This window comes from Pseudomonas sp. MF6396 (assembly GCF_002018915.1).
Lineage (GTDB): Bacteria > Pseudomonadota > Gammaproteobacteria > Pseudomonadales > Pseudomonadaceae > Aquipseudomonas > Aquipseudomonas palmensis.
Window position 1 is genome coordinate 62817 of sequence record NZ_MVOK01000022.1, and the last position, 12749, is coordinate 75565.

Below are 12749 nucleotides of genomic sequence, written 5' to 3' on the forward strand. Positions count from 1 at the left end.
AGGTACTGGCGCGAGTCAGCCAATGTAGCGGCTGACTGCGCAAATTTAAAGGGCGGTCGCTCAGGAAACGGTGCGGGTTGCCACCTGAACGGGGGCGAAATGGCAGGTAAAGGTACTGCCGTGGCCCGGTACGCTGCTGATCTCCAGCCGGCCGCGGTGGCGCAGCAGTACGTGCTTGACGATCGCCAGGCCAAGACCGGTGCCGCCGGTGGTGGAGTTGCGGCTGGAGTCGACGCGGTAGAAACGCTCGGTCAGGCGTGGCAGGTGCTTGGGGTCGATGCCGATGCCCGAGTCCTGCACGCTCAGGTGCGCGCCCTGGGCGTCGGCCCACCAGCGGATGCGGATCTGGCCTTCATCCTGGGTGTACTTGACGGCATTGAACACCAGGTTGGAGAACGCGCTGCGCAGTTCCGCCTCGCTGCCCTTGAGGCGCACGCCCGGCTCGGCGTCCAGGGTGATGCGCTGGTTGCGCTGGCCGGACAGGGCCTGGGCATCGCCCTTGATCGACTGCAGCAGGCTGTCGATGGCCACCGGCTGATTGTCGGAGGGGTAGTCGGTGGCCTCCAGCTTGGCCAGCAGCAACAGGTCGTTGAGCAGCGTCTGCATGCGCACGCCTTGCTGCTGCATCTGGGTCAGGGCCCGCACCCAGCGCGGGTTCACCTCCTCGACGTTGTCGAGCAGGGTCTCCAGGTACCCGGCAATCACCGTCAGTGGCGTGCGCAGCTCGTGGGAGACGTTGGCGACGAAGTCCTTGCGCATCTGTTCGAGCTGGTGGATGCGGGTCACGTCGCGCACCAGCATCAGGTGTTCGTTGTTGCCGTAGCGGGTGATGTGCAGCTGGATGCGCAGGCGGTCGCTGATGGGCGAGGGGATTTCCAGCGGCTCGAGGTAGTTCTCCTGTTCGAAGTACTCCTTGAAGCGCGGGTGGCGCACCAGGTTGGTGACCGGCTGGCCGCTGTCCTGTGGGGTCTTGAGCCCCAGCAGGGTCTCGGCGGCGCGGTTCCACCACTCCAGGTTGCCGTCGCTGTCGAGCATGATCACCGCGTCCTTGAGGGCGGCGGTGGACTCCTGCACGCGGTCGATCACTGCCTGCAGGCGCCCGCGCACGCGTTGGTCGCGGCGTTGCAGGTGGTAGATGCTGTCGAACACCTCGCCCCACAGGCCATAGCCGTCGGGCGGGGCCTCGTCGGGTTTGTGCTGGCGCAGCCAGTCGTGCAGGCGCAGCAGCTGCTTGAGGGTCCAGCCCAGATACACGCCAAGGCCCAGGGCCAGGCTCCAGCCGTAATGGCCGCTGATCAGCCCGGCCAGCAGGCAGACGGTGGTCAGCAGCAGCATGTGGCGAATCAGGGTGCCATGCCAGTTTTGGTTCACGGTGGGTCCTTAGGACCCGCTGCAAGCTGCAAGCGGCAAGCTGCAAGATTGAAGCGGATCTGCGTTTGCTTTTGCTCTTACTTGAGGCTTGTAGCTTGCCGTGTTCTCAACTCTTGGTTGAGAACCGGTATCCCGTGCCGCGCACGGTTTGTACCAGATTTTCGTAGGCTTCACCCAGCGCCTTGCGCAGACGGCGGATATGCACGTCGACGGTGCGCTCCTCCACATACACATTGCCGCCCCATACCTGGTCGAGCAGCTGGCCACGGGTGTAGGCGCGCTCCTGGTGGGTCATGAAGAACTGCAGCAGGCGGTATTCGGTAGGGCCCATCTCGGCAGGCTTGCCGTCGATGGTCACGCGGTGGCTGATCGGGTCGAGCAGCAGGCCGCCGACCTCGATCGGGGCCTCGCCATCACTGGGGCCGGCACGGCGCAGCACGGCCTTGAGGCGGGCCACCAGTTCGCGCGGGGAGAACGGCTTGGTGATGTAGTCGTCGGCGCCGACTTCCAGGCCCTGGATCTTGTTGTCTTCCTCACCCTTGGCGGTGAGCATGATGATCGGGATGTCGCCGGTCAGCTCGTCGCGCTTGAGGCGCCGCGCCAGTTCGATGCCCGAAGTGCCCGGCAGCATCCAGTCGAGCAGGATCAGGTCGGGCTTGCGGTCGACGATGATGGCATGGGCCTGCTGCGAGTTTTCCGCCTCCAGGCAGTCGTAGCCGGCCATTTCCAATGCAACGGCGATCATCTCGCGAATCGGCGCCTCGTCGTCAACGATCAGAATGTTCCTGCCAACCATGCTCAAACCTCTTCCCATTAAGGTGTCTTGGCCCGCATTAGATAACGGAATTATTGCAGTCGTGTGACAGGTCGTGTGGCCTGGCGGCAACATTCCTTGGCTGAGCTAGGCTTTAGCTCCCACCCATCACCAAAAACGGTGAATCCAATGACACGACATACGCTGAACTGGATGGCTCTCTTTGCTGTTGCAGCACTGGCCCTGCCGGGGGTGGCAGCGGCCGCGCCGGGGATGGAGAAGAACGGCGTGCTGGTCGATTCTGCCGGCATGACGCTGTACACCTTCGACAAGGATGCAGGCGGCAAATCCATGTGCAATGACGACTGCGCCAAGAACTGGCCGCCCCTCAAGGCCATGGCGGGCGACGCCGCCGAGGGCAAGTGGACGCAGATCAAGCGCGAAGACGGCTCGATGCAGTGGGCCTACGATGGCAAGCCGCTGTACACCTTCGTCAAGGACAAGAAGGGCGGTGACATGACCGGCGACGGCATGAAGGACGTCTGGCACGCCGCCAAGCCATGAGGCCGGCCTTGCGCGGCCGCCCCCGGGGGCGGCTAGCGCAGGGCGTAGTCCAGTACCACGCCGATGAACACCAGCAGCCCGGCCCAGTGGTTGTGCAGGAAGGCCTTGAAGCAGGCGTCGCGATCCAGGCTGCGGGTCGACCAGTATTCCCAGGCGAAGCACAGCGCCGCGCCTACCAGCCCCAGGTGGAACCAGCCACCCAGCTCGAAGCGGTTGCCGGCCATCAGCAGGCAGCCCAGCGACAGCAGCTGCAAGGTCAGGATGATGGCGCGATCGGCTTCGCCGAACAGGATCGCGGTGGACTTGACCCCGATCTTCAGGTCGTCGTCGCGGTCGACCATCGCGTAGTAGGTGTCGTAGCCCACGGTCCACAGCAGGTTGGCGATGTACAGCAGCCAGGCGATGGCCGGCAGCTCGCCGGTGGCGGCGGTGAAGGCCATGGGGATGCCCCAGGAATAGGCCGCGCCCAGCACCACCTGCGGGTAATAGGTGTAGCGCTTCATGAACGGGTAGCAGGCTGCCAGCGCCACGGCGCCGAACGACAGCCATACCGTCTGCGCATTGGTGCACAGCACCAGCACGAAACTCAGCCCCACCAGGGTCGCGAACAGGACCAGCGCCTCGCGCCCGCTGATGCGCCCGGCCGCCAGCGGGCGTTCGGCGGTGCGCTTGACGTGACCGTCGACCTTGCGGTCGGCAAAATCGTTGATCGCGCAGCCCGCGGCGCGCATCAGCACCACGCCGAACAGGAAGATCAGCACGTTGGCCACGGTGGGCGTGCCCTTGGCCGCGATCCATACCGCCGTGAGGGTGGGCCACAGCAGCAGGTAGATGCCGATCGGCTTGTCCATGCGGCTGAGCTGGATGAAGTCCCAGGCCCGGGGGTGCAGGCGATTGAGCGACTTGAGCAGGCTCAGGTACATCAGCGGTCCTCCAGGCGGGTGTCGGTGGCCTGCCACAGGGCGGGCAGGAAGATCTCGGCCACCAGGATGCTCAGTTCACCCTGGTCGAACCGCGAACGGCGTGCCCACAGGCCGTCATGGCGCTGCTCGCGGGGCAACCAGGCGGCAGGGTAGTGGCACACCTCGATGGCCTGGCGGGCAAACCCGGGGCTGCAGAACAGCAACTCGCCCAGCGAACGGCTGCCCAGCGCTTCCATGTCCAGGCCGCCCTGCTGCAGGGCGCTGCGCGCGGCCACACTGCGTGCGTACACCCACGGCTGGCCATGCCCGCGCAGGTACACCTCGCGCACCCAGCCTTCGCTGCCCGGGGCCAGGCCGAGGCTGGTGCACTCGTCGGCGCGCAGCGGCTGCCAGCCCTCGTACAGGGGGGTCACGCTGAAGTGATCGGCGGATAATCGGGTCAGGCGGCGGGTCAACGAGCCCTGGTCGAACAGCCAGTCGGCGGTAAGGGGGTCGGCGCTTGCGGCCAGCGGCGTTTGCTGCTGCAGCCAGTGTGGCGCGGGCACTTGCGAGGTTTCGTACGGCACGGTAGGTATGCGGTTACAAGCCAGTGAGGCGCCGAGCTTAGCATGTTTGCCGGTTGCGCTTGCATCGCGCCACCAGCCTCAGTACAAAGCCCCCTGACGATCCATGCAGCGCCAAGACTGTAATGATCACAACCGATGTGCGTCTGGATTACTGGAGGGAGAGCGATCATGAAGAAGTGGCAATGCGTGGTATGCGGGCTTATCTACAACGAGGCCGATGGCTGGCCGGATGACGGCATTGCGCCGGGCACCTTGTGGCAGGACGTGCCGGAAGACTGGCTGTGCCCGGACTGCGGCGTGGGCAAGATGGATTTCGAGATGATCGAAATCAACTGATCATTTTTTATACAGGGAAGGGATGAAGGCATGAGCGATCCGGTGGTGATTGTCGGTACGGGGCTGGCGGGCTACAACCTCGCCCGCGAATTTCGCAAGCTCGACGGCGAGACGCCGTTGCTGCTGATCAGCGCCGATGATGGTCGCTCGTATTCCAAGCCGATGCTGTCCACCGGCTTTGCCAAGGACAAGGACGCCGACGGCCTGAGCATGGCCGAGCCGGGGGCCATGGCCGAGCAGCTCAAGGCCCAGGTACGCACCCATACGCGCATCAGTGGCATCGACCCGGGCCACAAGCGCCTGTGGATCGGCGAGGAGCAGGTGCCGTACCGCGACCTGGTGCTGGCGCTGGGCGCGCAGACCATCCAGGTGCCGGTGCAGGGCGACGCAGCCGATGCGATCTTCCCGATCAACGACCTCGAAGACTACGCGCGCTTTCGCGCCGCGGCGGCCGGCAAGCGCCGGGTACTGATTCTGGGGGCCGGGCTGATCGGCTGCGAGTTCGCCAACGACATGCACCTGGGTGGCTTCGAGATCGACATCGTCGCCCCCTGCGAGCAGGTCATGCCGACCCTGCTGCACCCGGCCGCCGCGGCTGCTGTGCAGGCTGGGCTGCAAGGGCTTGGTGTGCGCTTTCACCTGGGCCCGGTGCTGACCCGCCTGGAACGTTCGGCCGATGCCCTGCAAGCGCATCTGTCCGATGGCAGTGTGATCGTCTGCGACCTGGTGGTATCGGCCATCGGCCTGCGCCCCCGCATCGACCTGGCTGCCGCCGCTGGCCTGCAGGTCAATCGCGGGGTGGTGGTCGACCGCCACCTGCGCACCTCGCACGCCAATATCCATGCCCTGGGCGACTGTGCCGAGGTCGACGGCATCAACCTGCTGTACGTGATGCCGCTGATGGCCTGCGCGCGCGCGCTGGCGCAGACCCTGGCGGGCAATCCGACGGTGGTCAGCTACGGGCCTATGCCCATCACGGTGAAGACCCCGGTATGCCCGCTGGTCGTTTCACCGCCACCACGCGCCCGCGAAGGCCAGTGGCAGGTCGAAGGGCAGGGCAGCGACATCAAGGTGCTCTGCCGGGATGCCGATGGCCAACTGCTGGGCTATGTATTGACCGGTACGGCAGTGATGGAAAAGCTGGCGCTGAACCGTCAACTTCCGCCGTTGCTGGCATAAATAGCTGTCGTTCTGTCGGATATACCCTGCCATTGCCTGAACAATGGCCGCCCAGAGACTGGCGCGGCCACTGGCGGCGTGCCATTCTCACACCCGTCTGCCGCAGTTTAGAGCCTGCGGTGCCTTAGGCGCTGCCTGCAAGGCAGCACGGCATAACAACAAAAAATCCGTCAGAGGGGCTTCACCATGCGTAAACCAGAACTCGCCGCAGCCATTGCCGAGAAAGCCGACCTTACCAAGGAGCAGGCCAACCGCGTGCTCAATGCCGTACTGGAAGAAATCACCAACGCGCTGCACAAGAAAGACAGCGTCACCCTGGTAGGCTTCGGCACGTTCCTGCAGCGCCACCGTGGCGCGCGCACCGGCAAGAACCCTCAGACGGGCGAGCCGGTGAAGATCAAGGCCAGCAACACCGTGGCGTTCAAGCCAGGCAAGTTCCTCAAGGACAGCGTCAATCCGTAAGGCCGTGGGCTACTGATTGCATTGAAGAGCGGGCACCCCTACAAGGTGCCCGTTCTTGTTTGTGTGGCGGCTCCTCGCCGACAATGCCGGCGCCTGCAGGAGATAACCGCCGTCTGCAGGAGCCGGCGTTGCCGGCGAGGAACCCACCGCGCAGTGCGCTATTGCCGTGCCCCGTGCTTGTGACTAGCATACGCCGCCGCCGACACCCGCGCGGCGGTGTTCCAGGGAGGGAGCGGCATGGGCAACTCATCATTCATCGAATCGTTCGGCTCATGCCTGTGAGCTGTGCGCCCCCCTATCGCTTCTACGTCTGGTTACCCTGGGTATGCCTGGTTTCGCTGCTGTGTCTGGATGTCTACCAGTACGGCCTGCGCGTGACCGGTTTCGAGCCGTTCCTGCAAATCTACCTGCTGGGCTTCGGCCTGCTTGGCTACCCCCTGTTCGCGCTGTGGGCCAGCCGCCGCCTGCACCTGGCGCCTCGGCACCTGTGGTGGGCGCCGTTGTGGTGCGTCCCTTTCTACGCACTGCCCTGGGTGCTGTATGGCCTGGTCTACCTGCTCACCGGCCGTATCGCCGGGTTGGGCCTGATGCTGATGTGGGTGGCCTTTGTGCCCTACCTGCTGGGCGCCGGCTATTTTTTCGTCACCCTGACCGCGCTGCTGCTGGCGGCGCAAAGGCGCCTGTGCAATGGACCTTGAGCTGAAGAATTACCTGGCAGGTCTCGCCGACAGCAACCTGTTCGGCAGCCTGGCCATCCTGTGCCTGTTCGCCTTGCTGCTGAACCTCGGCGAGCGCCAGCGCAACACGCGCTGGGTTAGGCTGCTGACGTTTGGCTGCCTGTTGTCGGTGGTGCTGCTGCACGGTGTGGGCACCTACTGCATGAATACCCAGGTACCGTGATGAAGGCAGTAATCGGGGTGGTATTGGTGGCCGTGCTGGCGCTGGGGGTGGGCACGCCGCTGTTCGGCAACCTGCTGATGCTGCTGATGGACCGCGACAACTTCATCCCCGCCGAATCGTCGCTGCTGAGTTTCGAGCCGTATCAGGTGTCCCAGGGCTCATCGAACTATTGGCTGTACGGCGAGGACGACCGTTACTACTACCACTTCACCCATGAGCCCGCTCACCCCTATCGCTTTATCGCCAAGGACAATCACTGCCCGGCGTTCGACCGTGACGATGTGCGCAGCTGGTGCAATGCGCTGCAAGGAACGCCGCCCAAATGAAGCGACAACTGCTGATCAATGTCGCCCTGCATGCACTGGCCATCGTGCTCTACGGGGTGCTCAACGATATTGCCGTGGACTGGTACAAGGGCCACTACGGCGGCTTTACCGCCCGTGGCGTGTCCTCCGGCAGCATTGTGTTCCTGGTGATGTGGGTGTTCGTGCCGCTCAATGTGGTGTTGCCCCTGTTGACCAACTGGAAGCTCAAGTACTGGCTGGTGGCCGCGCAAATCGTGTTGATCCTCTGGTGGCTGTTGCCCGAGCACCCGGTGCGGGCGTACTTCTTCAGTTGCCTGGCGGGCGGCCTCAGCCTGTCGGCGGTGCTGATCTCGCACTGGCTGAGGCGTAAATGAGCAGCCCGACCGTAAAGCAGCAACTGTGGCGCTGGCTGGTGGTGCTGGGCGTGCTGGCGTGGGTGGGCTATCAGATTCACGCGCTGATCGAGGCACCCGGCCAGACCTCGTTCGTCAGCGAGTCGGGGCGCTACCGTTTCCAGAACGTGCCGGCACGCAGTTGGCTGATACCCTTCGGCGGCATGGGCTACATGCGCGTGACCGATCGCGAGCGCCCGGGCGAGGTCTGGCGCACGCCGCTGTACGACCTGCAGTCGCTGGACATGCGCGACTTCGAGGATGAAGCCGAAGTGGGCATCTACTGGATCAATTTCAACAAGCGCGACCGCCATTTCGACATCGCCATGCCGCAATGGGAGCCGCACTGGCTCAACAGCTTCATCGCCAATACCGACTACACCGTGGCCGAAGAACAGGCCCGCTGCCGCAAGCCCGAGCACCTGGTGCGCTACATCTGGGACCTGTGGCTGTGGCTGGTGTGGGTCAGCGACTACCCCTGCACGCAAACCGAGTACTACATCAACCCGCCCCCGGTGTATCAGCCATGAAGTCGAGTATCCCGATGCTGCTGGCCGGCCTGCTGGCAAGTGCGCTGGCGCAGGCCGCGCCGGTTTGCCCCAGCCGCGACTTCGCGATGTTTTTCAAGGCGTTTGCCGAGGATGCGCAGCTGCAGGCCGACTTTACCGCCCATACCCTGGTCGAGCAGCGCCTCCAGGCCGGGCCCGAGGGGCCGCAACCGGTGGTACGCAAGCTCGAGCCGGCCCTGCGTCCTGATCTTTCGCAGCTGTCGTCGGAGCGGGTGGCGGCCAACGGGCTGATCCGTGAAATCGCGCTGCCCGACCGGGTTTACCTGCGCGACCAGCGCGGCGAGGTGTTGCAGGCATTCATCTTCGAGCAGGCCGACTGCTGGGCGCTGGCACGGGTCGAGGACTGGTCGCCGAGCGACGCGCTCAAGAGCGTGAAAACCCCCGATGATGCCGCCCCCGGCGTGCGTGCGCTGCTGCGCGGCGATGCCTACGAGCAACTGGGCCAGGGTGAAATCAAGCCCATCGACAAGCAGCTGTTCATCGCTGCGCTCAACAGCTACCTCGATGCCGTGGACCAGGGCTCTGCCTACGCTGCCTACAGCGCTGCGGCAATCAGCCTGTCGGGCATGGCGCCGCGCCTGAGCAACCAGCGCCTGGAGCAGTTGCTGCGCCTGTCGTCGGCCACTGTGCCTGAAGGGGCACTGATGCTGGCGAGCTTCTATTGCGACGAGGGCCAGTACCGCCCCGACGACAACACCTGCAAACACCCGCAGAAGGCCCTCGACGCCTTGCGTCAGTCCGCCGCAATGGGCTCGGGCAATGCCTTCAACGAGCTGGGCAGCGTGTATGCGCGCGGTGAAATCGTGCCCGCTCAACCGGCACGCTCGCTGGCCTGCTACACCGAGGCGGTGGCGCACGGTGCAGACTGGGCGGACTTCAATGCCCAGGAGATGATCAAACGCGGCGCCCGCGCCGACAAGGACCAGCCATGCCTGTAGCCCACAACTGGCGCGAATGCCTGCAAGACCCGACGCTGAGCCCGCCCGCGCCCTGGGTCAGCTTTCCCGAGCTCGACCCGCAGGGGCTGGGCAGCCTGCAGGGCGATTTCGAACACTACTGGCATTACTGCTGGTGGCCGTTCTGGTCGCGTCTGGGCAAGGCCCGCCAGCAGGCCTACCTGCTGCGCCACAACGCACCGCGTGGCTGGGCAGAGTATCTGGCGCACATCGACAACCAGCCTCCGTCGTCCGGGCTGGCGCCACTGCCCGAACACTGGCGTGGCGACAGCCCGGTCACCCACCGCCAGTTGCTGCGCTGGGTGCTGCCGATAGTGGTGCACCTGTTTGCGGTGGTGGCCTACGTGGCGCTAAACGGCACGCTGGTGAGCTGGTACAAGCAGTACGCCGGCGGGCTGAGGTCGCGCGGGGTAGCCGTTGGCATAGCGATGTACATGGTGTTCTGGTTCTTCGTCGGCATGAACCTGCTGATCGCCCTGCTGCCACGGGTGTGGGGCAAGGTACAGGCCACGGTGTTCATGGCGGCGATCATCGGCTTCTACCTGTGGCCCGAGCATCCGCTGCGGGCGCTGTTCTACAGCACACTGTCTGCCAGTGTGACCCTGGTGGCCATCGGCGCGAATGCGCAGCTGCACCGTCACTTTCTCAACCTCATCTTCAAGGGTTCGAAATGAAGCGTACCCCTCACGCCGTTGCCTTGGCGTTGTCACTGTCACTGGCAGGCACTGCCCATGCCGCAGTACCTGCCGAAAAAACCATCGAGGGCGCAGGCGGGGCGAAGCTTTCGTTCTCCAAATGGAGCGCCGAGGAGAACGGCTGGCATGCGGTGCAGTGGCAAGGCGCCAATGGCAAGAGCTTCACCTTGTACCCGCACGAGTTTGCGCGGGATGCGATCGATGGCGACGCTTCGGCAGTGTCGCCTGACGGGCGCTTCGTGATGCTCTACCGCCTGCGCCAGTCGGGGCGGCAGTTCCCGCCCCCCACGCTGCGCTGCGACATGGTGGCGATGGACACCGGTTGTGTGATGGCCACGCGGCTGGCCCAGTACTGCGTGGGCCGTTGGCAGAACGGCGCCTGGCAGCCGGAGAACAAGCTGCCCTGGGCTACCAAGCTGGAAACCCTCAAGCCGGCCAAGGTCGCAGGCCTGCTGCACAGCAGCGAGAACCGCGAGATACCCGCGCGTCACGCCGTACTGGCCGAAGAGGTGTACATGGGCCTGGATTCCTACATGGCCTGCCATGCGCCCCAGGACAACGTGCCCGGCTACAACGACATGGGCTACCTGATCGGCGACGACTGGAACCCCAACCTGATGCTGCGCATCTATCGCGCCATCGAGCCCTTTGCCCAGGGGCGTCGGGCGCTGCAGCTGAACATTGCCGATATTCTCTGGGGCTACGGCAACTCGCGCGAAGCCGGCCCTTACTACGCGCGCTATCGCCAGCAGATGCTGGAGGCTGGCGCGGCGCAGAAGATTCCGTCACGGGTGCAACTGCGCCTGGATGCGGTACCGGCTGCCGACCCCAACCGGTAGGCCGCACACCCTGACATACAGTCGCCTTCAACAAAGCGAATACGGCTGTAGCCTTTGGTCGCAAAAAAGCTAAACTGCGCCCCTCAGTCACTTTTCGCCTAGGGGCGCATATGAAGTTTCGTTTTCTGCTCTGGGCCATGGGTTTGCTGATGGCCCGGGCCAGCCGCAACAATACGGCGTTCCAGCAGCAACTGAAGGACAAGGACCTGGTGTTCCAGTTGCAGACCCTCGACGGCAAGGTCGCCCGGCACTTCATCGTCAGCAACCAGCGCATCCGCAGCAAGGGTGGCACCCATGCCGAGCCTGCGTTCGCCATTGCCTTCAAGGATGCCGCCTACGGCTTCGCCACGCTGCAGGCCAAGAACAAGCAGCTGGCGTTCATGCAGGGGATTCAGGACAAGTCGATCCAGATCAAGGGCAACCCGGCCCTGGTGATCTGGTTCCAGGGCCTGATGAAGTACCTGATGCCGCGCAAGAAGAAAGCCTGAGCGCAGCGCCCAGGCTCCAGGTTGTCAGTGCGGGGTGAACTGTGACGCCAGTTCACGCAGCAGCGATTCGGCTTCAAGCACCTTGTGCACCACGTCCTCGGCCTTCTCGCGGCTGATGTTCAGGCGCTCCAGCAACGCGTCGGGGATGCGGTCGTCCGGCCCCGAGCCGATGCCGCGCGCGCGCAGCAGGCGTACCGCCACACACACCAGGTTGGGGAAGGCGGCATGGTCCCCCGCGTAATGCGGGTCGTGCTGAAAGCGCAGGGCGGTGGCCAGCTCTTCGGGCATGTCCCAGAAGCGCATCAGCCAGGCACCGATCTGCTCGCGGCTGATGCCCAGCAGGTGCTGCTCGACATAGCTGTGGCACAGGTGCGGGTTGACCTCCAGGTGGCGGCAGATCAGCGAGAAATGCGGCGGGAACACATGCGCCAGCAGCAGGTAGCCGAAGTTGTGCAGCAGCCCGGCCAGGTAGGTCAGGCCCGACTCAGGACGCTCGGCGCGGGGCATGGCGCGGGTCAGGCCCTCGATCACGGCGGCGGTGTAGATAGATTGCTGCCAGTAGGGGGTGGTCTGCTGCGGGTGATCCTTGGGCAGGCTCAGGGTCTTGCCCAGGGCCAGGCCCAGCGCCAGGTTGATCACCAGGTCGAAGCCCAACACCCGCACGATGGCGTCTTCCACCGAGCGGATCTTGCCGGGGGAGGCGTAGTAGGGCGAGGCGGCCCAGCTGACCACCTGCGCGGCCAGCGCCGGATCGGTCTCGACCACACCGGTGATGTCGTCGATGGTGGCGTTGGGGTCGACCCGCAGCTTGATGATCTTCTGTGCGGTCTCGGCCAGCGGCGGGATCTCGATGGTCGATTCCAGGCGCTGCTGGATGCGTCGTGCGGTAAATGCCTGCACCGCCTCGGTGATCTCCTTGCTGTCATCGGCCGGACGGTCGAGGTTGGGGCGGATCTCGCTGAGCAGTACACCGAAATGCCCGGCACTGGCCTTGGCCAGCATCTTCCTGAAGTGCTCGCTGTGGATTTCCAGCAGCAGGCCGGGGGTTCCGGAATGAATCAGCAGGGCCGGCTGCTTGAGCAGGCGCTCCTCGTACAGGCACGGTGAGCTGGTCAGCGCCGGAATGGCGGGCAGGATCGTCAGGCCGTGCTTCTTGAGCATCAGTTCGAGCCGCTCGAGCGGCACGGCGGTGAGCTTGCGGCCGGTCAGCTCGGTCAGGTGGCTGAGGTCCAGCAGCTGGTTCTGCGGGAACAGCACCATCAGCGCACCGACCGCGTCGTCGAGCAGCACGGCCTGGACCTTGGCCTCGGGCGGCAGCTGCGGGTGGTCGATGACCTCGCGGTAGGCGATGCCGAGCTTGTCGAGCAGCAACCGGATAACAGACGGTGTGTGGGGGGTTGCGGTATCCAGGGCAACTTCAGTCATGGTCTGTATCCAGTATTTTTTCAGC

At 64.7% G+C, this 12749-nt stretch carries 18 protein-coding genes; 13 read left to right on the forward strand and 5 right to left on the reverse strand.

What is annotated here, in order from left to right:
• Positions 1 to 60 precede the first annotated feature (60 nt).
• Both phoR and phoB read right to left on the reverse strand, forming a co-directional pair.
• A complete protein-coding gene (phoR, locus tag MF6396_RS20515) occupies positions 61 to 1335 on the reverse strand; it encodes a phosphate regulon sensor histidine kinase PhoR (RefSeq protein ID WP_213085772.1) in 1275 nt (424 codons plus the stop codon).
• A gap of 142 nt (positions 1336 to 1477) precedes the next feature.
• Entirely contained in the window at positions 1478 to 2167 is a 690-nt protein-coding gene (gene phoB / locus MF6396_RS20520; RefSeq protein WP_028942483.1) for a phosphate regulon transcriptional regulator PhoB, read from the reverse strand.
• 147 nt (positions 2168 to 2314) lie between these two features.
• Here phoB and MF6396_RS20525 point away from each other — a divergent pair, with 147 nt between their 5' ends.
• Positions 2315 to 2689 carry a COG4315 family predicted lipoprotein gene (locus MF6396_RS20525; protein ID WP_043861550.1) on the forward strand — a complete coding sequence of 125 codons (375 nt, stop codon included), beginning with the start codon at positions 2315 to 2317 and terminating at the stop codon, positions 2687 to 2689.
• 32 nt (positions 2690 to 2721) lie between these two features.
• Here MF6396_RS20525 and ubiA read toward each other — a convergent pair whose 3' ends face one another.
• Together ubiA and MF6396_RS20535 are read right to left on the reverse strand one after the other, a co-directional pair.
• A complete protein-coding gene (gene ubiA / locus MF6396_RS20530; RefSeq protein ID WP_054916464.1) occupies positions 2722 to 3612 on the reverse strand; it encodes a 4-hydroxybenzoate octaprenyltransferase in 891 nt (296 codons plus the stop codon).
• Complete coding sequence (locus MF6396_RS20535) at positions 3612 to 4178, reverse strand: chorismate--pyruvate lyase family protein (protein ID WP_043861552.1); 567 nt, start codon at positions 4176 to 4178, stop codon at positions 3612 to 3614. Before MF6396_RS20535 ends, ubiA begins: the two co-directional genes overlap by 1 nt.
• Positions 4179 to 4346: 168 nt before the next feature.
• Here MF6396_RS20535 and MF6396_RS20540 point away from each other — a divergent pair, with 168 nt between their 5' ends.
• The 12 genes from MF6396_RS20540 (at position 4347) to MF6396_RS20595 (ending at position 11299) form a co-directional block, all read left to right on the forward strand.
• Entirely contained in the window at positions 4347 to 4514 is a 168-nt protein-coding gene (locus tag MF6396_RS20540; RefSeq protein WP_007954349.1) for a rubredoxin, read from the forward strand.
• A 30-nt stretch (positions 4515 to 4544) separates the two neighbouring features.
• Positions 4545 to 5693 carry an NAD(P)/FAD-dependent oxidoreductase gene (locus MF6396_RS20545; RefSeq protein WP_054916465.1) on the forward strand — a complete coding sequence of 383 codons (1149 nt, stop codon included), beginning with the start codon at positions 4545 to 4547 and terminating at the stop codon, positions 5691 to 5693.
• A 186-nt stretch (positions 5694 to 5879) separates the two neighbouring features.
• Positions 5880 to 6155, forward strand: coding sequence for an HU family DNA-binding protein (locus MF6396_RS20550; RefSeq protein ID WP_008366879.1), 276 nt, complete (start codon positions 5880 to 5882; stop codon positions 6153 to 6155).
• A 272-nt stretch (positions 6156 to 6427) separates the two neighbouring features.
• Positions 6428 to 6853: a hypothetical protein gene (locus MF6396_RS20555; protein WP_078481443.1), complete on the forward strand. Its 426-nt coding sequence runs from the start codon at positions 6428 to 6430 to the stop codon at positions 6851 to 6853.
• Positions 6843 to 7055: a hypothetical protein gene (locus tag MF6396_RS20560; protein ID WP_078481444.1), complete on the forward strand. Its 213-nt coding sequence runs from the start codon at positions 6843 to 6845 to the stop codon at positions 7053 to 7055. Before MF6396_RS20555 ends, MF6396_RS20560 begins: the two co-directional genes overlap by 11 nt.
• The gene (locus tag MF6396_RS20565; protein ID WP_078481446.1) at positions 7055 to 7381 is read left to right on the forward strand and encodes a hypothetical protein; all 327 of its coding nucleotides are present in this window, start codon (positions 7055 to 7057) and stop codon (positions 7379 to 7381) included. The genes MF6396_RS20560 and MF6396_RS20565 overlap by 1 nt, the downstream gene beginning before the upstream one ends.
• Positions 7378 to 7734, forward strand: coding sequence for a hypothetical protein (locus MF6396_RS20570; protein ID WP_043861556.1), 357 nt, complete (start codon positions 7378 to 7380; stop codon positions 7732 to 7734). The genes MF6396_RS20565 and MF6396_RS20570 overlap by 4 nt, the downstream gene beginning before the upstream one ends.
• Positions 7731 to 8282, forward strand: a complete 552-nt coding sequence (locus MF6396_RS20575) for a hypothetical protein (RefSeq protein WP_078481447.1) — start codon at positions 7731 to 7733, stop codon at positions 8280 to 8282. Before MF6396_RS20570 ends, MF6396_RS20575 begins: the two co-directional genes overlap by 4 nt.
• The gene (locus MF6396_RS20580) at positions 8279 to 9259 is read left to right on the forward strand and encodes a sel1 repeat family protein (RefSeq protein ID WP_153046103.1); all 981 of its coding nucleotides are present in this window, start codon (positions 8279 to 8281) and stop codon (positions 9257 to 9259) included. The genes MF6396_RS20575 and MF6396_RS20580 overlap by 4 nt, the downstream gene beginning before the upstream one ends.
• A complete protein-coding gene (locus MF6396_RS20585) occupies positions 9250 to 9951 on the forward strand; it encodes a hypothetical protein (protein ID WP_078481450.1) in 702 nt (233 codons plus the stop codon). The genes MF6396_RS20580 and MF6396_RS20585 overlap by 10 nt, the downstream gene beginning before the upstream one ends.
• Positions 9948 to 10811 (forward strand): hypothetical protein, encoded by an 864-nt coding sequence (locus MF6396_RS20590; protein WP_153046104.1) that lies wholly within the window; start codon positions 9948 to 9950, stop codon positions 10809 to 10811. Before MF6396_RS20585 ends, MF6396_RS20590 begins: the two co-directional genes overlap by 4 nt.
• 110 nt (positions 10812 to 10921) lie before the next feature.
• Positions 10922 to 11299: a helicase gene (locus tag MF6396_RS20595; RefSeq protein WP_078481453.1), complete on the forward strand. Its 378-nt coding sequence runs from the start codon at positions 10922 to 10924 to the stop codon at positions 11297 to 11299.
• A gap of 24 nt (positions 11300 to 11323) precedes the next feature.
• Here the strand turns inward: MF6396_RS20595 and MF6396_RS20600 are convergent, their stop codons facing one another.
• Positions 11324 to 12724 carry an aminoacyl-tRNA deacylase and HDOD domain-containing protein gene (locus MF6396_RS20600; protein WP_078481455.1) on the reverse strand — a complete coding sequence of 467 codons (1401 nt, stop codon included), beginning with the start codon at positions 12722 to 12724 and terminating at the stop codon, positions 11324 to 11326.
• Positions 12725 to 12749 lie beyond the last annotated feature (25 nt).